We start from the raw sequence: 18,994 nt of genomic DNA on the forward strand, positions 1-18,994 counted from the left end.
CGCCATACCTGCGTGCGTCTGCGTTGTCTGGGACCGCACCGGTACCATCCTGCGCTGTCAGCGGAAAGGCAATCAAGATGATCGCGGTAGTTACGATCATCATTATCACAATTGGGCTGACCCGCGTTTTTTGCGGGGTCGTTTCTTGAAACCGACTCATCCTTCGTCAACCTTGGTTTCCGAACGATCCACGGATCCTTCGAAGTCGAGAGACGCCAGGCAGGCCTGCGCGATGTCGCGGTTCGGCTCCTCTGCCCCTGGCATCGTTGCCCACCCGGCATCCATCACGGCGTCTCTCTGTCGATAGGAAGATTTGCCACGGATCGTTTCCAGCTTTTCCCGGCGTGCCGGGTCGTTGCGAGCAATATCAAGGCAGACAGGCACCATAGCTGCGACGACTTCTTCATGGGACCTCTCCAAAGCCCTGTCATTTGCAGCGTTACCGGTTACCCAGCCACCCCAGGTAAATCCGACGATGCCGATGAATGCAGCACCGATCACGGCACCGTAGGCCCCCGGCTTGAGCCATTCAGGAAAGTTCATATCGTATCCTCCAGCGGACTAAGCGCCGCATCGCTATGGGGAGATCACCCGGGTCTCAGTCAGCTGCCGGTGCAGCGCGGTCTCTTTCGTCTGGCTTTGGTCGCCAATCGCCTCTAGCTACGCCGCGATCCGGTCCCTACGCCGACCTAGGTGCTGGCGTGACTGCCCAGCCGTCGGTTGGGACTTCGCTTCGTGCTTTACTCAGGGACGAACGCCAGAAATCTCGATGCGCGTACCAAGTATCCTTTCGATGACCTCTGCATGGCCGGCGGAGAGCGCCACGACTAGCGGAATGCCGAATGCGGTAGTATTGCCGGTTCCGGTCTGCGCGATCCCCAAGATGTGGCGCCACTCAAACGCGTGGGGAATTAGCATTCGCCTGAATTGGAGTAGGTCTTTTCAGTCCCAGGCCGTCGAGCCGTGAGACCAACCAGGCGCTAGGCCCGAGTTCATCGAAATTCATCTATGTCCTTTTCCGGACCGAAGTTCGGTGTCACCGCCACTCGCCATTGCGTTTGGTCGGCCGGAGTGTACCCTCAGAATTGAATTCGACACAGGATTGCGTCGAAGCCTCCCAGAGTGGGTTTCCCTGCGTGGTATGGGAAAACTGTGCATCATGTCCGGGACGCCGCGAAGGCAGCCTTCTCAACCGGCGACGCACTTCAGTTCCCGTATACTCATGCATTAAGGAGGTTTTGTCAATCTCTGTCTTGATCGGCCACGTTCATGAGCCTTGCCGAAAAAAAGGGTTTTCTCTAATGTTTGGTCAATGTTCGCGTCCTGAGGCACGGCGGCGTCCAAGAAACTCGAGGCTATTTAGTTGATGCGTTTCAACCTAATTGCAGCGTCAGGACGCTGAAGATGACTAGGGCCGCTGCGGCAGCGATAAGTATCAAAGTTTCGCCCGACATGATGTCTACTCCCGTTGCGGTGTGACTGCATCCACAGGTCTGTCATTGTTTGCCGCCAAGAAGAGTGAAAATCCGCTGAGGTTTCGATCACGCTCGTATTCGCATCGAGTTTGCTTAGGCCCTTTCTTCAGCATGCAAAAAATTTTTTGCGAGCGCCTCGCGACGCTCCAAATGTACCGCGATAATTAAACAATCTGGCGGTTGGAACTCGTCACGCGACACGAGTTGGCTTAAAACCTGCCGACAAAGCCGCGAACATGAAGGCACGGCGTGCGTCTTCCACCGGACTCATGCAGTCCATTGCGGATTCGACCTTTGCGATGGCCGTGTGCCGAGCACCGTCTGATACTGGCCACCGGCGGCGCAACCAGTAGCGGGCCTTCTCGATCGTGCCGAACCGTTCGACTTCGCCGTTCTGCGACGTCAGTAGGTGCACTGGTTCACCCCATTGAATTTCCATCATTCGTATTGCCTTTCAGTTGTGAAGGATCCAGGCCGCCAACCTCGTGCCGACCTTGCGCTGCGAACCATCCAGGCTCGGCGCGGGGATCCGAAAATGTCCGGCGGCTGATGCCACCGTTTGATGCATGCCCACAAAGGCCTGCGAGCGCTCGCTGCGAGCGACAGATGCCAATGAAACGCAGCTAGGCTGTAACGAAGGCCGCGCGGGACGCAGTCCTCAGGGGCGCTCAACTATCCTTGTCGTCCGGTTTTTCGGACGCAGCCTCCGCGGGCTGCGCCTTGGGCGCATCATACTTGCGATAGCTGAAGCCCTTGCCACCCGGGCGCTTCTTGGCAGGCGTGCTGAGGAACTCTTTGAGGTCCAGCTGCTTCTTGGGGGATGAATAGCCCATGGTCAGTCTCCTCGACATGTGTGATCGCACCGGACGCTGCGGCAGGGTTCTCCTGCCGCAGATCTTCCGGGTGAGCATTTTAAGGAACGTGCCAGTCCGACAAGGACCGGCCAGCTCGACGCGCTCGACCTGGATTCCGGCGCATCCTGCCGCCCCTGAACGGGTCGGAATGACATCCGACAAAGGACGATCAGTCTTTGCCGCCGGAATCGCGATCTTCGCGGGCTGCCTTGAGGCGCGCGGTCTTTTCGGCGCGCGCCTCGGCCTCTTCCTCCAGAACGCGCTTGGCGTTCGTGTCGGTCTTCTGGAGCTGGGTGACCGGCTCAGAGGCCTTTGCCTTGGTGGCGGAGACGTTGGGCTTCAGAGGCTTCCCACCGTTCCCGTCCTGAGCCGGAACACCTGAAAGCAGATCTTCCAGCGAGCGCTTCAAGCAAGTGCCAGGTTGCTGGCGGCCTCGCGACCGTCACGGCCGGTCTCGACGTCGAAGGTCACCTTCTGTCCGTCCTCGACCCGGCTGATGCCGGCACGCTCTACGGCGGAGATATGCAGGAAGACGTCCCTGTTGCCCTGTTCCGGCTCGATGAAGCCGAAGCCCTTGGTGGTGTTGAACCATTTCACGGTGCCATTGGCCATGTCCGTGGTCTCCTTGAAAGTGCTGCCCGCAGGATCGCGGCAGCCCGGCGAAAGTCGATCCAAGTCGATCAACCGACACCGGCTCACCGGAAGCAGCATTTCGAAGAGAAGAAACGTAAGCTTAAGATACATGGGCTCCGTTGCCGCCAATTGCAAGGATTATTGTGTGGCGGACCCTAAATACGATTGCGGCTATCCGCACGCCTGGGAGACCGGATCGCAGGCGAAGGCGGCAATCCAAAAAAGATGAATTTCTACAACCACCAGTGCGCCCCCCCCCCTTTAGCTCTCGGCGGCAGCCCACTGGCGCAGGTCTACCGGCAGAATAGTGATATCGACCAATCTGGTCAGCAGGTGCAGCGAGTAGCTTTGATCACGCCAGATCCTGCCCAAGAGATATGGAGTAGCTCAGGCCGCTGTGGAAACGGTCGTTCAGCCGAACGCTTTTCCTCGTTCAGACATCTCACCGTGTTCGCCAAGCTGCCGTGTGACTGAGCGGAGGGTATCGAACTGATTTCAAGAGATATCGACAGAACGCAAGTACCCTGTGCGGTGGCGAAGGGTCAAAGTCGTTAGTGCTGGCATTGAGCCAGGCCGGAACCCCAAAAAAGTTGTCACTTCCATCGTAACCCATTGATCTGCGACGCATGATTTGTTGTCATCTTTTGCCACAAGGCCTTGATTTTACTTGAAACAGCGGTGTCCCCTACGGGCTGCCACCGTGTCAGGAATTCCCCTGGCATCTAGAACCACCGCTGCTGCGCTGCCCGTTGTCGGCTGAGGGGTGTCTGCATCCACTTCTTGAATGGGACTGTGCAGGTTCGACAGCCTGAGTGACCTCGGTTGTGCGGCACGACGTTCGAGGCATGACGCCGCCGGTCTCCGGGCCCAAACCGCGCCGAGGCACCGGCGAGCACAGGCAGTTCGTGGAGCCCTTCACCAGGTTCGACGCGACTGTGCCGTGATGCGCGGCACCAGGTTGAACGATGTGGTCAAACGTGATGCGGACGCGCAGACTGGGGCGCCTGGGGTGTTCCGCCACTTGACGGCGTCCGCCCTGCAAAGTTGACAAACATTCGAAATGGGCCACCGTTGGGGGTGGATCCGATGCTCGCATGGTCGAGGTAAGCCGCCCATCGGACCTGATCACCCGCTCGAGGACCGACTGACCCGGAGAGGAACATCGACATGGCAGCTCAAACAATCGCTCTTCTGATCCTGTTGCCCTTCACGGTGGCCTTCATCTACGCCGCGTTCCACGAATTCAGGCGCTACAAATACGAGGGACGCGCGGTTTACGGGCTCGCCTACGACGAAGAAACCGGGACGACCCACGTCACGGGCATTGCCGAGGGCGAGGATGCCTACGACCCGGACAACTACGATCCAAGCGACTACAACGACCCCGAAAGCAAGCAGGACCCGAACGAGGCCAAGACATAGGTCACCGGATCGAATGATCCTCGCCGCGCTGCCGGCCGCGACGACTGCCTGCCGGCATGGCGATAAGGTGCAGCTTTGATCGCCTGGCGAATGGATTGCCGATGCGAAGCCGTTTTTCCACCAGACGCTCGTCTTGCATGTCCCCCGCGAAGGGCTGATCGCAGGCGGCTAGGCCTGCTGCGCTGGCTGATCGTGGTGCCGTGGACCGATCTTGCGCATTGATGGCGGCAAGCGGCTGGTATCAAGCGTAGACATGGTCCCGAAAGCGGGCCCGGCGTGGCACCCGCAATCGGTTCCCGGATGTCAGATCACGAGATCCGTGGCGGTCTGATCCTTTGCCTTTTTCGATTCGATTTGAAGAACGGCCAGTCCGACAGAGGACCCCTCACGCCGCGACGGCGGAGACCTCCGTGGTCACCGAGCCGGCGTCATCGGTCAGACCGTCGAACCCGTCCAGCAGCGCGGCCCACCCAAGTCGCGTAAGGGTCGCCGGCTCCTCGGCTCGGCGCGCGGCGGGGGGAAGCGACGGACCGGTGAGCGTTGCAAGGGCCTCCTGCCAGGCGTCGACGGTGGACTCGCGGACCGCGATTGCGCCGTCCTCGACCTGGTCCCGCAGGCCATCGACGCCGGAGACGAGGACCGGACGCCCTGCGGCGCGGGCCTCGGCGCCGACAAGCCCGTAGGGCTCCCAGCGCGAGGGCATGGCGAGCGCGTCGCAGGCGGCCATGGCCTGCGCCGGGCTGTCGGCGAAGCCGGCAAAGCGGATGCGCGGGTCGCCCTGCGCCAGGGCCTCGAGCGCGGCGCGCTCCGGGCCGTCGCCGATCATCTCGAGCCGCAGGTCCGCCTGCGGCAGGGCGCGGAAGGCGCGGATCAGCAGGTCGAAGCCCTTCTGCCGGTCGAAGCGGCCCAGTGCGCCGATCACGCGGACCGGGCCTTGCGGTGCGGGCAGGGCGGCGAAGGCCGAAAGATCGACGCAGGGCGGGATCACCGAGAGCTGCGCCGCCGGCACCAGTCCGCGACCGAGCAGCCAGTCTCCCTGCGGGTGGCTCACGGCGACGATGCGGTCGAAGAGCGCGTAGGCGGTGCGCAGCAGCGTGCGGAAGCGGCGGCGGGCGCGGACGTTGTGGGCGGCGAAGCCCTCGGAGTAGCTGTGCTCGACATGGATCAGCGGCGTCCCCGCATGGCGCGCGCGCAGGGCCATGAGGCCGGGCAGGCCGCGCCAGGTCACGGCCAGGTGCGAGACGATGACGTCGGCTTCGATCCCGGCGACGCAGGGCCGGTTGCGCGGGACCGCGCGGACCTCGTGGCTGGCGAGCGCGGCCATGCCGGGATCGCGGCGCAGGAAGTCGAGGTAACGGGTGACGCCGCCGGGGTTGGTGTCGTCGACGAGGTGGAGGATGCGGGTCATGTCGGTGTCCTTTCGGGCGGTCAGGCGGCGCGGCGGCGGGCGAGGCCGCGCAGGGCGTCGATGGTTGCGGGGCCGGCGAGGCTCAGCAGCGCCGTGGCAGTGAGGGTGGTCAGGGTCTTGGCAGGCTCGGCGGCGAGCGCGAGCGGCGCCGTGGCGAGAGCGGCCCGCATCCGGCTGCGCGCCTCGGAGGCATTGCCGGAACTGACGGCGCGGCGCGCGAGGTAGCGCTGCTGGAAGGCGCGGGCGGCCCGCGCGTGGCGGGCGAAGAAGGCGGGGGCCAGCGGGGTGAGCTTGGTCACCATGGCTTCCCAGGAGGCTTCCTGCCGCGCGGTGCCGGCCGAGAGGCCCCCGGGCACGATCCGGTAGCGGGTCAGCAGGCCGGGGATGCCGGCGATGTCCCAGTCGGTGGTCAGCGCCAGGCGCAGCCAGCACTCGACATCCTCGGACTGGCGGAAGCGTTCGTCGAACCACCAGTCGCGGCGCGTCTCGCCCTCGGGCCGGAAGGCGATGGCATCGAGCGCCGCGCGGCGGAAGACCGGGGCCGAGCCGTTGCCCACCGGGTTGCGGCGAAAGACATGCGCGGGGGTGACGCCCTGCAGGCGCGGGCGCTGCGCCAGGCCCGTGGGGCGGCCCTCGGCGTCGATCAGTTCGGAGCCGGAGTAACTGAGGCCGATCTCGGGGTTGGCCTCGAGATGCGCGACATGGGCGGCGAGCTTGGTCGGACGCCAGAGGTCGTCTGCGTCGCAGAAGCCGATGAAAGCGCCGCGCGCAGCGGCGATGCCGCTGTTGCGCGCTCCGGCAAGCCCACGGTTGGGCTGTTGCACCACACGGATGCGCGCATCGCCAAAGCCGCGCGCCACCGCGACGGTGCGGTCGGTGGAGCCGTCGTCGACCACGACGATCTCGAAATCCGGGTGGGTCTGCGCCAGCAGGCTGCGCAGGGTCTCGCCGAGCGTGTCGGCGGCGTTGAAGGCGGGGACGACGATGGAAGCCTGGGGCATGGTCACGGTCTTTCAGTGAGAGAAGAGGGCGCGGCGCAGCGACCGCGGAAGGAACGGGGCGACGAGCGCGCCGCCAAGGGTCAGAACGCCGCGCCGGTGGTCGGCGAAGAAGCCGACGGGGCTCGTCAGCGCGCCCGAGAGGGCCAGGCGAAGCGGTTGGTGCCGCGGGGCGCCGGTACGCAGGGCGCGGCGCGCGAGGTAGCGCAGGTAGACGGCCTCGTGCTTCCGGTCGGGCCGGACGCCGTAGCGCGCGGCGGTCTCGATCGCGGTGGCGCGGCCGCGGCGCATGGCGCCGAGGTCGGCCGAGAGCCCGTTGGCGACGGTCCGATAATGCACCAGGGTCTGGTTCACCCCGAGGACGGCGTGGCCGTCACCCACGAGGCGGATCAGCCACTCCAGGTCCTCGTTGTGCACCATGCGGCTGTCGAATCCGCCGCTGGCCTCGAAGGTGTCGCGTCGCACGACGAGGTTCGACATCGTGCAGACCGGGTTCTCCGCCAGCAGCATGCCGATGGTCAGCGGCCCCTCGGGCACCGTTGAAAGGCTTCGCGAGCCGCGCTCGTCGAAGAAGGCGATCCGTGCGAAGGCCGCGTCGACGCACTCTTCCGCGAAGAGCCGGTCCATGACCGCCAGCTTTTCCGGAGCCCAGAGGTCGTCTGCGTCGCAGAAGGCGATGAGCTTTCCGCTGGCCCGGCGCAGCGCCACGTTGCGCGCCGCGCTGGGGCCGCGCGAGGGGTTGTTCAGCAGCGTGATGCGCGCGTCCCCGAGGGCGGCGGTGCGGGCGATCTCCCGGCTGGCGTCGGTCGAGCCGTCATCGACGATCAGCATCTCCCAGTCGGTGAAGGTCTGGGCGCGCAGGCTGTCCAGTGTGGCGGGCAGGGTGGCTTCGGCGTTGAAGCAGGGGATGACGATGGTGAAGGTGGTCATGTCACGCGGTCCTTGCGAAGCGGGTGGAGAAGGCGGGGGCAAGCACCGGCAGCGCGGCGCCTGTCTGGATTACGAGGGCGAGGGCGAGGGTGCCCCAGGCGATCGCGGTCAGCCCGAGCGGGGCGAGCAGAGCGGTGTTGGCGACCAGGGCGATGGTGAGTGCCAGCGTCACGGAGAACTCGACCTGCGGCCGGCCGGCGGCACGCAGCCATTGCGCTGCGGCGGACCAGATCACCCCGGGGATCGCGGCGAGGCAGAGGATCGAGACCACATCGGCGATCCCGTCCCAGCCCGCGCCGAAGAGCACCGGCACGTACCAGGGCGCGGCAAGGGCCTGCAGGACGACCACCGGGGCGATCACGCCAACGCTCATGAGCGTCGCCTGCCGCAGGGCCTGGGCGCGGTCGGTGGCGGTGCACAGATGCGGAAATAGCGCGACCGAGAAGGCCTGCGAGAAGGAGTTGGCAAGCCCCAGCCCGGCGTTAAAGGCCATGAAATAGAGGCCAAGCACCTCGGGGCCCATGAGCGCGCCAACGACCAGCTTGTCCGCCTGCAGGCGCGCGGCCTTCACGACCTCGACGCCCAGAACGGCCCAGCCGTAGCGCAGGAAGGGGGCGAGCGGCGCGGGGCGCGTGCTGCGGTCGGCCTGCCAAGGGTGCAGGCGGCGCATGGCCACCAGCCAGATCGGTGCGGCCAGAAGGCGCGGCAGCACAAGCGCCAGCGGTCCGGGCATCAGCAGGGCGAGCGCGGCGGAGAGCGCATTGGCGCCCACGACCTGGCCCGCGGCGATGGCAGCTGTCTGGCGCATCTTGCCCGCGCGCATGGCGAGAGCGCATTGCACCAACCCGGCCGGCATGAAGAGGTATTCGCCGGCGAGCACCGCGATCAGCGCGAAGATCACCCAGTCGCCCGAAAGCGCCCAAAGTGCCGCGCCAAGCGCGACCTGCGCTGCGAAGAGGCCGATGCACCACGCCCAGAAGATGCGGCTCGCGGTGCGGCAGGTGGCGGCGAGGTCCTCGTCCCGGGCGGCGATGATGCGTTGTCCTGCGCCGTTCTCGGTCAGGGCCTTGAGAATGTCCGCCGCAGCGATGGCCGCCGCCGCCAGCCCGATGGTCGTTGCGTCCATCGAGCGTGCGACCGCCACGACGACCAGCAGACGCGACGCTTTCGCCGCGACCTCGGAGAGGCTGTAGGCGATCAGGGAACGCCCGAAAGGGCCGATGCGATCTGCGAGGGTCATGTGGGTCAGTCCCGTGAATGTGGCTGTGCGGTCTGCACGGGTTTCTTTTACCGGGCGCCGGTCCCGGGCGCTTCCGCGCCACTGGCGAGTGCAACGACGCAACGGTCGAGCGACCTATCCGAAGGGACAGGTGGGCTATCCCGGCACAGCGATGGACGCGGGCGAGTCCGCAGGGCTATGATTCCCGTCAAAGTGAAGAACCAACGGCGAGGAGCAGCGACCGTGGTGCCGCCCCTACACAGACAGACCGCGCGCGCCGTCGCGCTTGTCGCCCTTGCGGCCTGTTCGGCGCCGCGCGAGGCCGCCAACATCGAGCCCGTGGCCGAGGGGGGCGCCTACCAGGCGCAGTACCGTGACATCGAGGTGCGCCGCGAGGCCATGCCGATCCTCGAGGCGCCGCGGATCAACGCCGAATCCTGCCGGCCCCCCATCGGCGGCACGCGCGAGGCGGCCGCCGCAGACGGCGGCAAGGCCGGCTGGCGCGCCGATGCGGCGCTGCGCGGAGACGTGCTCTCGCGTGGTGACCTCGTGGACCTGATGCTGCCCGGCGACGAGACCTTCTCGGGCGACTACGTCATCTCGCGGGACGGCACGCTGAAGGTGCCCTTTCTCGCGCCGATCCCGGCGCAGGGCAGGACCACCGCTCAGGTCGGCGCGGATCTCCGGCGGGCGCTTGTCGCGGGGGACTACTACGACACCGCGCCCGAGACCGCGCTGCTGGTGCAGGACTACGCGCCGGCCCGCGTCACGGTCTCCGGCGCCGTCTTCGAGCCGCAGCCGGTCACCATAGGCGGCGTGCCGGGCGACCAGGTGGATACGCTGCGGCAGGCCGCGCTCGGCGCCTCGACCGAGGGACGCAACCTCTCGGTCGCGCTGCGCAACGCGGGCGGCGTGCGCCCCGACGCGGATCTCTCGGCCGTCCGCCTGACGCGCGGCGGCACGACCTATACGCTCGACCTGCGCGGCGCGGTCGACGGCACGCCCTTCGACGACGTCATGCTGATCACCGGCGACCAGGTCGAAGTGCCCTCGCGCCTGTGCTTCCAGGACGATCTGATGAAGCCCAGCCCGGTCAGCCCTGCCGGGATCTCGCTCTACATGTCGAACCTGACGCAGCCGGCGACCGGCAACGCGCCCTCTGCCATCGGCGAGACCGTGCGGCAGGTGCCCTACGGCACCCGCTACATGCAGGCCGTCGTGGACCTCAACTGCGTGGGCGGCGCGCGGGCCAGCAGCGCGGATCGCTCGGCGGCGCTCTTTTCGCGCAACCCGATGACCGATGTCTCGGTCGTGGTGGAGCGCAAGGTCGAGGTGATGCGCACCCGCGCGGACCGCGACGATTACGACCCCTACCTGCTGCCCGGCGATGCGCTGGCCTGCTACGACAGCGGCGTGACCAACGTGACCGAGGTGGCGCGCGTGCTGGGCGTGGTGGGGGCCCTGACGCTGCTGCGCTGAACGCTCAGCGCGCCTGCTCCATCCGGTCTTCCAGCGCCGTCCGGCTGCGTGCCCAGAGGTGGCGCAGCGCTTCGAGATCGCCCCTGTCGACGGGCTGGCCGCGTTTGGCGGAGGTCTCGATCCGGCCAAGCGCGCCGCGCAGGGCGACAAGTCCGAAGGTGGCGCAGTTGCCGGCGCACTTGTGCGCCGCGGCGGGCAGATCGGGGTCGTCGGGCGATAGAGCCGCAAGATCGGCGATCGCCGCGTCCATCTCGGCCAGGAACCGCGTTCGCAGGTCGGCGCGCGCACTGTCCGGCAGGCCCTTCCAGAGCGTCGCGATCTGCGCCTCGTCGAGAAGCGGCTCGGGCTCCTGAACCGGCTCCTGCAAAACCTCCGCGCCTGCCTCGTCCAGGGCGACGGCCAGGGTGTCGAGAAGATGCCGCCTGTTCACGGGTTTGCTGATGCAATGCGCCATGCCCGCCTCGCGGAAGCGGGCCAGTTCCTCGGGCAGGGCATGGGCCGTCACCGCGATGATCGGCGCCTTGGCCGAGGCGCCCGCGCCCTCGCGGATGTGGCGGGCGGCGGCCGGGCCGTCCATCACCGGCATCGAGATATCCATGAGGATCGCGTCGAAGGCCCGGGCCTCGGCCCACTCCACCCCGGCGCGGCCGTCCAGCGCCTCGGTCACCTTGTGGCCCTCGGCCTCGAGCATCTCGCGGGCGACGAAGCGGTTGATCTCGTTGTCTTCCACGAGCAGCAGGTCGAGCGGGCGCACCGCGGGCCGCTCCTCCTTGCGCGACGCGGCCGGCGTTTCGGCCTGCGCCTCTGCCTCGGAGGAGACCAGCGGCAGGCGGATCCAGAACAGGCTGCCCTCTCCCGGCTCGCTCTCGACGCCGATCTCGCCGCCCATGGCCTCGGTCAGGCGGCGGGCGATGCCAAGCCCCAGCCCGGTGCCGCCGGCGCGGCGGGCATAGGAGGAATCGAGCGTCTCGAAGTCCTCGAAGATGCGGTCGAGGTCGGCCTCGGCGATGCCGATGCCGGTGTCGATCACCCGGAACTCGAGGGTCTTCCCATTGCCCAGCCGCTCGGCCTCGACATCGACGCTGCCGCCGCGGGTGAACTTCACCGCATTGCCCACGAGGTTCAGCAGCACTTGCCGCAGGCGGCGCGAGTCGCCCAGGGCGGCATCGGCAGGCTGGCCCACCCATTGCCATTCCAGCGTGGTCCCTGCGGCGGCGGCCAGTGGCGAGGCGGTCTCGACCACACCGTCGAGCAGGCGCGTCACCGAGAAGGGACGCTGGTCCGGGTGCACCTTGCCGGCTTCGAACTTCGAGAGGTCGAGCACGTCGTTGACCAGCCCGAGCAACTGGCTGCCCGAGGTCTGCATCCGGTCCAGCAGGTCGCTCTGCCGCTCGGTCAGGGTGTGGTCGCGCATCAGCTGCATTGTGCCCAGCATCCCGTTCAGCGGCGTCCGCATCTCGTGGCTCATCACGGCCAGGAACTCGGCCTTGGCACGCTCGCCCGCCAGCGCGCGGTCCCGGGCCTCGGTCAGGCCGTCCTCTGCGGCCCGCCTGCGCGAGATGTCGCGGATGTAGGCCACGAAGAGCTTGCCGCTCTCGGCGCGGACAACCGAGATTTCGGCGGGAAAGCGGTGCCCGTCCCGGTTGAGCGCCTGTTCTTCGAACCGGCGTTCCTGCTGCTGCGGAGCGCCCGGCGTGTCCACGAAAGCCAGCTCGCCGCCGCGCAGCCGGTTCAGCACCTCGGGCGGAAAGATGAGCTCGCCCGCGTTGCGCCCCAGCGCCTCCTCGCGGTCATATCCGAAGATGCGCCGCGCCGCGGGGTTGAACTCGCGGATCGTGCCCTCGGCGTCGGTCACGAGGATCGCGTCGAGCGCGGTGTCCACGATGGCCTGCATCCGGCGCCCGGTGCGCTGAATCTCCTCGGCGCGGGCCTGGTCCTGCCGGCTCATGCGGTAAAGCGTGAACGAGATCAGCACCAGCCCGACAAAGACGAGCGCCAGCAGCACGGCCAGCGCGATCAGCGTGTGCACGAGATCCTGGCGGCGGTTGTCCGAGGTCTCGGCAAAGGCCGTCAGGCCTGCGAGGGAAAAGGCCCGCACGTCTTCGTTGATGGCACTCGCGGCCTCGGAGAGTTCGGGCAGGGCGTCACGCAGGGCGGGGTCGGGCCCGTCGATCAGCGGGACGGCATCGTCGAGAAAGCGCTGCACCACTGCACGGGGTTCGGCGTATTCATCGCCCGAGCGCAGGGTCCGGAAGGCGGTGCCGCTGTCGAAAATGCCGACGCGGCTGTAGAAGATGTCGAACCGGCGCCGCACCTCGTCCAGCGTGGCGCGGTCCTGCTGCGCCTGTTCGAGAGCCAGGCGCAGGCGCAGGAATTCCACGTCCGCCTGGGCCAGGCTCCATTGCAGGTTGTCGGAATTGGCGGTCGACAGTTCGTCGATCTCGCGCAGGACCGAGGCGGCCATGCCGGCCACGAGCCCGACGCAGAAAACGACTGCGGTGACGGCGATCCTGTTCGGCGACAGGATCCGCCACCGCCGCCGCATTGTCTGCGGCGCGGGCTCACTCATGCCGCATCATTCCTCGACGGTGATGCGGTCCAGTTGCCAGATGCTGCGCGAATAGATCACCTCGGTCTGGTAGTCGGCGTTGCTGTCATAAGGGTAGACCACCCAGAGGGGGCCCTTGTCACGCACAGACATTGCCTCGCCGTTATTCAGGTAGGCGACGATGGCGCCATCCTCGACCCAATCCTCGCGCGGGATCTGCACGGCGTAGTCGTTGATGGCGGTGGCGCTCAGGCTGTCGGCCTCGGCGCCCACGACCTCCATCAGGCGCGACAGCGGCACGCCGGTGAAGCTCTGGACGCCGTCGGTCCAGATCGTGGTGGTCTCGAAGGTCACCGGGTCCAGCTCCTCGAGCATGGCGCGGTCGAAGGCGGCTGTCCCGTCCACGTTGGTGTTGGCGATGGCACCGTTCACGGTGAGCAGGATCGTCCCTTCGGGGGCGGCAAGCTCGGCCGCGGCCAGCGGCAGTGGCATGGCCAGGGCAAGCAGGGCGGCGGCGCGGCGGATCGGGCTGAGGGTCATGGCGGAACTCCGGGAATGTCGAGGATGGTTATGTCACGACAGGGGTTACCTGTCCGTTGGGCATTGTGGGAAACCGACCTATCCGAACGGATAGGTCGGCCGGGGGTCAATAGGCGCCGCGCCCGCCGATCACGGCGCGGAAGGTGGTCGCGATCAGGATCATGTCCAGCAGGAGCGAGCGGGCGCGGACATAGGCAAGGTCCATGTCGATCATCTTGTCGAAGCCGATCTCGGCGCGGCCCGAGACCTGCCAGATGCCGGTGAGGCCGGGTTTCACGGCCAGCCGGCCGAGGGCGCGGGCCGGGTAGGCCGCGACCTCTTCGGGCAGCGCCGGGCGGGGGCCGACGATGGACATCTCGCCACGCAGGACGTTGAGGATCTGCGGCGCCTCGTCGATGGAAAAGCGGCGCAGGATGCGGCCAAGGCGCGTGACGCGCGGGTCGTTGCGCGACTTGAAGCAGACGCCCTGCCGGTCGGATTGCGCGAGCAGCGCGGCGCGCCGCGCCTCGGCATCGACGTGCATCGAGCGGAACTTGAACATGGTGAACGGGCGTCCGTCACGGCCGATGCGCACCTGCTTGAACAGCACCGGTCCGCGGCTGTCGAGCCGGATCGCGATCACAAGCAGCAGGACCACAGGGGCGAGCAGCAGCAGCGCGCTGCCCGAGAGCGTGACGTCGATGGCGCGCCGGGCAATGTCCTGCGGCTCGGTTTTCGCAAGGGTCTCGCGGGCGGCGCGGGCCAGGAAGGTCGCGTTGCCCAGCAGGTAGCGGCCCGCCATCCGGCGCGGCTCCATCGCCAGCCGCCAGACCCACTCGCAGCGCATGCGGCGCACCGGCGCCGGCGCGCGACGCACGCGGCCCGCGAGGAAGTCGAAGAGCGCGCCGACGCCCATGGTGATCCGCGCGTCGAGGCGGTGGGCATTGCGCGCGAGCCAGAGGTCCTGCAGCGGCACGCCAGCCGCGACCAGCAGGATGTCGGGCTGCGCCGCGTTGATCGCGGCGACGGTGGCGTCGGTATCGCCCATTCCGTCGTAGCCGTCGCGGTGGCCGGCGACGCGCAACCCGGGCGTTGCCAGGACCAGCTTGTCGGCGGCGGCGCGGGCCACGCCGGGACGGCCGCCCAGCAGGAAGACGCTCAGGCCCTTCTGCGCGGCGCGGCGCAGCAGGGCAGGGGTGAAGTCGGTGCCGTTGAGGTTCTCGCGGAAGCGCAGCCCCTGCATCCGGGCCGCCAGCTCCATGCCGATGCCGTCGGGCAGGATCATGTCGGCGGTGGCGAGCGCGTCGAAATAGGCGCTGTCGCGTGCCAGGACGTTGCCGCAGTGGGCGTTGACGAAGGCGATGCGGCTGCGGCGGCCGGGTGTCATCAGCCGGTCGATCACGGCTTCGGTGGTTGCCGAGACGATGTCGAGGCCGAAGAGGCGGATGGTCTCGATCCCGCTTCCAGGGCGGTCGGTGAGGCCGGCGGGCGCGGGGATGACGGGAAGGGCGTCGGCGAAGGCTGCGTCGTGGCGGGGGTGTCGTGCGTAGGTCATGTCAGGTCCTCGGGGGCAAGCGTTTGTCCCCTTCCGGATGGGCCATGCCGCGCCTTTCGCTCAACGCCGCCACCGGACAGCCCTACCGCTCCGAGGGATCGTCACCTGCCTGCATGGCGCGTTCCGCGCCCGACCGGCGGGGCAAGGCCTATCCGGGCGGATAGAGCTTCTATGCCGTTACGCCCTTCTCGTGACGCATTTGACGTGCATCGTGATCCCGCGGCCGCCGAATTTTGTGCGGTCATTCGTTTGCCGTCATGACCGGGATCGATCATCATGTCCTTTCAGGGACCTATCCGACTCGCGCCACGGACCTCGTCCGCCATCCAGACCTCCGGCAGAGGAGACGCCATGCGCATTCTCATCGCGGACGATCACGACCTGCTGCGCGACACGCTCGTGATGTTCATGGAAACCGAGGGCAGCCTCGACCCGGTGGCGGTCGGCACGCTGGATGCCGCCGAGGAGGCCGTGCGCACCGACCCCGAGGGCTTCGACCTGGTGCTGCTGGATTTCTCCATGCCGGGGATGAACGGCCTCTCGGGCCTCGATACGGTTCGCGCCCTTCCGGGCCGGCACCGCGTGGCCATCATCTCGGGCACCGCCAACCGCGAGGTCGCCGAGCAGGCGCTCGAGGCCGGGGCGGCAGGCTTCCTGCCCAAGACGCTTTCGGCCAAGTCGCTGGTCAACGCGATCCGCTTCATGGCCATGGGCGAGCAATATGCGCCGCTCGACTTCATGCGCGCCTCGGCCGAGCCTGCCGAGGTGCATCCGCTGGCCGGCAAGCTCTCGCAGCGCGAACTCGAGGTGTTGCAGGGGCTGACGCAGGGCAAGTCCAACAAGGAGATCGCGCGCGATCTCGACATCCGCGAGCCCACGGTGAAGCTTCACGTCAAGACGCTCTATCGCAAGATCGGCGCCTCGAACCGCACGCAGGCCGCGATGATCGCCAAGGAGCAGGGACTCTTCTGAGCCTATCCGCACGGATAGGCGGCCTCGCCCTCCGCGCGGTGGGGGCATCCCCCGGCGCAGCGGCGCGAGAGCGGGGCAATGGGTAGAGACAGGGGCAAGGAGACCCGCCATGCCCCGCACCCGCAAATCCATCGTTCCCGCCCTGATCCGCCGCCCCCTGCGCGAGATGACCTTCGCCCGCATGCTGCGTGGCGGCCGCCTGGCCGACGCCGGGCGCCTGCCACGCTACATCGGCCTCTTCGCCATCGGTGCGGTCTGCATCTGGACGCCGATCACCACCTATCTGTCGACCGCGCCGCTGCGCTACACCTCGAGCCTCTCGCTGATCCTGCCGGGATCGGGTGCCTCGGCCTCGGTCAATCTCGACCGGATCGGGCAGGCCTCGTCCTTTGCCAATTCGCCCTATGCGCATAGCTCGGTCAGCCCGACCGAGACCTACAAGCGCCTGCTGGCGGCTGAGCGGATCGTCGATGCCGCCGCCGGGTCGCTCGACATGGTGTCCCGCGACTTCGGCCAGCCGCGCGTGGAGCTGGTGGACCAGACCGGCCTCATCCACGTCTCCATCACCGGCAATTCGCCCGAGGATGCCAAGGCGCGGGGAGACGCACTGCTGCAGGCCTTCTTCTCGGAGATCGAGGCGCTGCGGGAAGACGAGGTCGAGATGCGCGAGAGCGGCGCCGGCGTGGCGATCGAGGAGTATCGCCGCTCGGTGCTGGCGACCCGCGACGAGATTTCCCGACTGCAGCGCGAGACCGGCCTGATCTCGGCCGCGCAGTACGAGGCGCTGGTCACCGAGGCCGACACGCTGGCGAAGCGCGAGCGCGACCTGGCCGCGACGCTGGCGGAGCGCACCCGCGCGGTGTCCGCGCTGGAGGCCTCGCTGGGCACCACGCCGCGCCTCGCGGCGGCGGCGCTCAAGCTGCACGCCGACACCGAGCTTTCGGCGCTCAACACGCAGATGGCCGAGCAGGCCGCGCTGCTCTCGCAGGCGCGCAGCAGCTATGGCGCCAACCACCCCGAGGTGCGTGCGGCGCAGTCCGGCCATGCCGCCGCGCGCGACGAGGCACGGCGCCGTTCCGTACAGCTGACCGGCCTCTCCGGTACGGAACTCGACGCGCTCGACATCTCGCACGTGGGCAGCCGCGCGGCGCTGCTGAGCGATCTCGTGACCCTCGAGGCCGAGCGCGCCGGGCTCGAGGCCGAGCACGCCGCGATGACGGCCCGGCTCGAGGCCGCCCGCGCCCGGCAGATGGACCTGATCGACCCGGCCGCCCGGCTCGAGGACCTGCAGCGCGACTTCCGCGTCGCCGAGGCCGTCTTCGCCTCGGCCATCGCGCGGACGCAGACCAACAAGGCCGACCTTTTCGCCTCCTATCCGCTGGTGCAGGTGCTGGAGGACCCGGCGCTGCCGACCGATCCCAGCTCGCCGCGCCGCAAGCTCGCCATCGCGGCCGGCATCGCGGCGACGATCTTCGTCCTCATGGGCCTCGCGCTGGGCTGGATGCGGCGGTCCCTGATCGACCGGCTGCTCGAGCCCGCTGCCGAGGGCGATCATGTCCCGCAGGACGACACCCCCGGCCTGGTCGCCGCGGAATGAGCGCCGAGATCGCTCCCCGCAACCTGGCCGAGCGCATGGTCTGGAATGCGCTGCGCTGGACCTGGCCCTTCTACTTCGTCGGCGCGCTCTACGTCGTGGGGCCGGTGCTGGCCTGGCTGCTGGCCGGCCTCGCGGCGCTGGTGCTCTACCTCGGCCCGGCGATCCGGGCCGACCTGCGCGCCCGTGGCCCGGTGCCGCCGGTCGTGCTGGCCTGGTTCGCGGGCATGGCGGTGATGCTGGTCGCGCTGTGGGTCGGGCACCTCGACTGGGGGCTCGGCGCCAAGCAGACGATCAAGAGCTCCATCGGCTGGGCCAAGGGCTGGGCGCTGCTGGCGCTCTTTCCCTTTGCCGGCGCGGTGCTGCCGATCCGGCGCGAGATCCTCGTGCGCGGGCAGTGCATCGTCGGGCTCTGGACGCTCTGCCTGCTGCCGGTGCTCTTCGCCGCGCCCTACGCGGGCCTGCCCGAGCGCATCTTCACCTCGCCGCTCAAGGCCATCGGCGGCCCGGGCCCCGAGTATTTCAGCGTCTTCTTCTTCACCTGGGACCCGGCAAGCTGGACGCCGCGCTGGCAGTTCTACGCCCCCTGGTCGCCTTTCGCCGCGCTCCTGGGCGTGTTGCAGGTCTGCTTTGCGCTCGAGGAGCGGAACGTGAAATGGCGCAGCATCGGGGTGGCCGCGGGCGTCGCCATGATCCTGCTGTCCAAGTCGCGAATGGGGCTCGTGGGGCTGGTGGCCTGCACCATCGGGCCGCGCATGATGCCGCTGCTGCTGCGCGGATGGGCCTGGCAGGCGCTGGCAGGGGCGACCGCCTCGCTCGCCGTGGTGGGCACGGCGCTGGTGCAGGCGATCAAGGACGGCATCTCGGCCTTCAAGGGCGCGCGGGCCGACAGCACCCGCGTGCGCGAGACGCTTCAGCGCATCGCCGGCGAGCGGTGGGAGAACGAGGCCTTCTGGTTCGGCCACGGCACCGTTCACCCTGGGGCGCATATCGTGGAGTACATGCCCATCGGCAGCCATCACACCTGGTGGGGACTGCTCTTCGTGAAGGGGCTTGTCGGGTTGCTGGCCCTGCTGGTGCCGCTTGCCTGGCAGACCATGCTGGCACTCGTTGACGCGGCGCGCGGGCCGCGAGGGAGGCTGCCACTGTCGATCATGATGACCATCGTCCTGCTGTCCTTCGGCGAGAACCTCGAGATCGAGGCCTATCTTCTGTGGCCCGGTCTGGTCGTGCTGGGCATCCACGCCGCCGAACTGCTGCGCGCGGAGAACCCTGCCGTGGCCCAAAGCTGCGTGTCTTGTTCGCCTGACGCTGCGTGACGACCCGGCCGGACGGTCCGTCTCCGGGCGCGGCTTGATGGGCTGCGCTTCGGGCCTCGGTCGCGTCCT

Annotated in this window: 17 protein-coding genes; 5 read left to right on the forward strand and 12 right to left on the reverse strand. The window is 67.9% G+C overall.

Annotation, left to right across the window (positions count from 1 at the left end; translation table 11 throughout):
- Positions 1–156: 156 nt before the first annotated feature.
- From SALMUC_RS15150 to SALMUC_RS15160, 5 genes are all read right to left on the reverse strand, one after another.
- Positions 157–543: a hypothetical protein gene (locus tag SALMUC_RS15150; protein ID WP_020039696.1), complete on the reverse strand. Its 387-nt coding sequence runs from the start codon at positions 541–543 to the stop codon at positions 157–159.
- Between the two features lie 1,122 nt (positions 544–1,665).
- Positions 1,666–1,917, reverse strand: a complete 252-nt coding sequence (locus SALMUC_RS29015) for a DUF982 domain-containing protein (RefSeq protein ID WP_084514001.1) — start codon at positions 1,915–1,917, stop codon at positions 1,666–1,668.
- A gap of 226 nt (positions 1,918–2,143) precedes the next feature.
- Positions 2,144–2,308, reverse strand: a complete 165-nt coding sequence (locus SALMUC_RS29020; RefSeq protein ID WP_021120461.1) for a hypothetical protein — start codon at positions 2,306–2,308, stop codon at positions 2,144–2,146.
- A 190-nt stretch (positions 2,309–2,498) separates the two neighbouring features.
- Positions 2,499–2,738, reverse strand: coding sequence for a hypothetical protein (locus SALMUC_RS15155; RefSeq protein ID WP_020039693.1), 240 nt, complete (start codon positions 2,736–2,738; stop codon positions 2,499–2,501).
- Positions 2,735–2,941, reverse strand: a complete 207-nt coding sequence (locus SALMUC_RS15160) for a cold-shock protein (protein ID WP_020039692.1) — start codon at positions 2,939–2,941, stop codon at positions 2,735–2,737. Before SALMUC_RS15160 ends, SALMUC_RS15155 begins: the two co-directional genes overlap by 4 nt.
- A gap of 1,188 nt (positions 2,942–4,129) precedes the next feature.
- On the opposite strand from SALMUC_RS15160, the gene SALMUC_RS15165 reads away from it, so the two are divergent.
- The gene (locus SALMUC_RS15165) at positions 4,130–4,384 is read left to right on the forward strand and encodes a hypothetical protein (protein ID WP_020039691.1); all 255 of its coding nucleotides are present in this window, start codon (positions 4,130–4,132) and stop codon (positions 4,382–4,384) included.
- Positions 4,385–4,769: 385 nt separating this feature from the next.
- Here SALMUC_RS15165 and SALMUC_RS15170 read toward each other — a convergent pair whose 3' ends face one another.
- The 4 genes from SALMUC_RS15170 to SALMUC_RS15185 are packed head-to-tail and all read right to left on the reverse strand — an operon-like array spanning position 4,770 to position 8,960.
- Positions 4,770–5,792, reverse strand: coding sequence for a glycosyltransferase (locus tag SALMUC_RS15170; RefSeq protein WP_020039690.1), 1,023 nt, complete (start codon positions 5,790–5,792; stop codon positions 4,770–4,772).
- 20 nt (positions 5,793–5,812) lie between these two features.
- On the reverse strand, positions 5,813–6,793 hold the full coding sequence (locus tag SALMUC_RS15175) for a glycosyltransferase family 2 protein (protein WP_020039689.1): 981 nt from the start codon (positions 6,791–6,793) through the stop codon (positions 5,813–5,815).
- A 12-nt stretch (positions 6,794–6,805) separates the two neighbouring features.
- Positions 6,806–7,720, reverse strand: a complete 915-nt coding sequence (locus tag SALMUC_RS15180) for a glycosyltransferase family 2 protein (protein ID WP_020039688.1) — start codon at positions 7,718–7,720, stop codon at positions 6,806–6,808.
- 1 nt (position 7,721) lies between these two features.
- Positions 7,722–8,960, reverse strand: a complete 1,239-nt coding sequence (locus SALMUC_RS15185) for an oligosaccharide flippase family protein (protein WP_020039687.1) — start codon at positions 8,958–8,960, stop codon at positions 7,722–7,724.
- Between the two features lie 222 nt (positions 8,961–9,182).
- Between SALMUC_RS15185 and SALMUC_RS15190 the strand changes: the two genes are divergently transcribed.
- A complete protein-coding gene (locus SALMUC_RS15190; RefSeq protein ID WP_021120463.1) occupies positions 9,183–10,418 on the forward strand; it encodes a polysaccharide biosynthesis/export family protein in 1,236 nt (411 codons plus the stop codon).
- A gap of 4 nt (positions 10,419–10,422) precedes the next feature.
- Here SALMUC_RS15190 and SALMUC_RS15195 read toward each other — a convergent pair whose 3' ends face one another.
- The 3 genes from SALMUC_RS15195 to SALMUC_RS15205 form a co-directional block, all read right to left on the reverse strand.
- Positions 10,423–12,987, reverse strand: coding sequence for a hybrid sensor histidine kinase/response regulator (locus SALMUC_RS15195; protein WP_020039685.1), 2,565 nt, complete (start codon positions 12,985–12,987; stop codon positions 10,423–10,425).
- 6 nt (positions 12,988–12,993) lie between these two features.
- The gene (locus tag SALMUC_RS15200) at positions 12,994–13,506 is read right to left on the reverse strand and encodes a putative pterin-binding protein (protein WP_020039684.1); all 513 of its coding nucleotides are present in this window, start codon (positions 13,504–13,506) and stop codon (positions 12,994–12,996) included.
- 106 nt (positions 13,507–13,612) lie between these two features.
- A complete protein-coding gene (locus SALMUC_RS15205) occupies positions 13,613–15,040 on the reverse strand; it encodes a WecB/TagA/CpsF family glycosyltransferase (RefSeq protein WP_020039683.1) in 1,428 nt (475 codons plus the stop codon).
- Between the two features lie 351 nt (positions 15,041–15,391).
- On the opposite strand from SALMUC_RS15205, the gene SALMUC_RS15210 reads away from it, so the two are divergent.
- From SALMUC_RS15210 to SALMUC_RS15220, 3 genes are all read left to right on the forward strand, one after another.
- Positions 15,392–16,012 carry a LuxR C-terminal-related transcriptional regulator gene (locus SALMUC_RS15210; protein WP_020039681.1) on the forward strand — a complete coding sequence of 207 codons (621 nt, stop codon included), beginning with the start codon at positions 15,392–15,394 and terminating at the stop codon, positions 16,010–16,012.
- A gap of 109 nt (positions 16,013–16,121) precedes the next feature.
- On the forward strand, positions 16,122–17,609 hold the full coding sequence (locus SALMUC_RS15215) for a GumC family protein (protein ID WP_020039680.1): 1,488 nt from the start codon (positions 16,122–16,124) through the stop codon (positions 17,607–17,609).
- The gene (locus SALMUC_RS15220) at positions 17,606–18,925 is read left to right on the forward strand and encodes a membrane protein (RefSeq protein ID WP_020039679.1); all 1,320 of its coding nucleotides are present in this window, start codon (positions 17,606–17,608) and stop codon (positions 18,923–18,925) included. The genes SALMUC_RS15215 and SALMUC_RS15220 overlap by 4 nt, the downstream gene beginning before the upstream one ends.
- The last annotated feature ends 69 nt before the right edge of the window (positions 18,926–18,994 follow it).

Source organism: Salipiger mucosus DSM 16094 (assembly GCF_000442255.1).
In the GTDB taxonomy this organism is placed as follows: Bacteria; Pseudomonadota; Alphaproteobacteria; order Rhodobacterales; family Rhodobacteraceae; genus Salipiger; species Salipiger mucosus.

Excerpts from the sequence above, each read along its gene's own strand:
- SALMUC_RS15150 (WP_020039696.1), bottom strand. The coding sequence starts at position 543 with ATGAACTTTCCTGAATGGCTCAAGCCGGGGGCCTACGGTGCCGTGATC.
- SALMUC_RS29015 (WP_084514001.1), bottom strand. The coding sequence starts at position 1,917 with ATGATGGAAATTCAATGGGGTGAACCAGTGCACCTACTGACGTCGCAG.
- SALMUC_RS29020 (WP_021120461.1), bottom strand. The coding sequence starts at position 2,308 with ATGGGCTATTCATCCCCCAAGAAGCAGCTGGACCTCAAAGAGTTCCTC.
- SALMUC_RS15160 (WP_020039692.1), bottom strand. The coding sequence starts at position 2,941 with ATGGCCAATGGCACCGTGAAATGGTTCAACACCACCAAGGGCTTCGGC.
- SALMUC_RS15165 (WP_020039691.1), top strand. The coding sequence starts at position 4,130 with ATGGCAGCTCAAACAATCGCTCTTCTGATCCTGTTGCCCTTCACGGTG.
- SALMUC_RS15170 (WP_020039690.1), bottom strand. The coding sequence starts at position 5,792 with ATGACCCGCATCCTCCACCTCGTCGACGACACCAACCCCGGCGGCGTC.
- SALMUC_RS15175 (WP_020039689.1), bottom strand. The coding sequence starts at position 6,793 with ATGCCCCAGGCTTCCATCGTCGTCCCCGCCTTCAACGCCGCCGACACG.
- SALMUC_RS15180 (WP_020039688.1), bottom strand. The coding sequence starts at position 7,720 with ATGACCACCTTCACCATCGTCATCCCCTGCTTCAACGCCGAAGCCACC.
- SALMUC_RS15185 (WP_020039687.1), bottom strand. The coding sequence starts at position 8,960 with ATGACCCTCGCAGATCGCATCGGCCCTTTCGGGCGTTCCCTGATCGCC.
- SALMUC_RS15195 (WP_020039685.1), bottom strand. The coding sequence starts at position 12,987 with ATGAGTGAGCCCGCGCCGCAGACAATGCGGCGGCGGTGGCGGATCCTG.
- SALMUC_RS15200 (WP_020039684.1), bottom strand. The coding sequence starts at position 13,506 with ATGACCCTCAGCCCGATCCGCCGCGCCGCCGCCCTGCTTGCCCTGGCC.
- SALMUC_RS15205 (WP_020039683.1), bottom strand. The coding sequence starts at position 15,040 with ATGACCTACGCACGACACCCCCGCCACGACGCAGCCTTCGCCGACGCC.
- SALMUC_RS15210 (WP_020039681.1), top strand. The coding sequence starts at position 15,392 with ATGCGCATTCTCATCGCGGACGATCACGACCTGCTGCGCGACACGCTC.
- SALMUC_RS15215 (WP_020039680.1), top strand. The coding sequence starts at position 16,122 with ATGCCCCGCACCCGCAAATCCATCGTTCCCGCCCTGATCCGCCGCCCC.
- SALMUC_RS15220 (WP_020039679.1), top strand. The coding sequence starts at position 17,606 with ATGAGCGCCGAGATCGCTCCCCGCAACCTGGCCGAGCGCATGGTCTGG.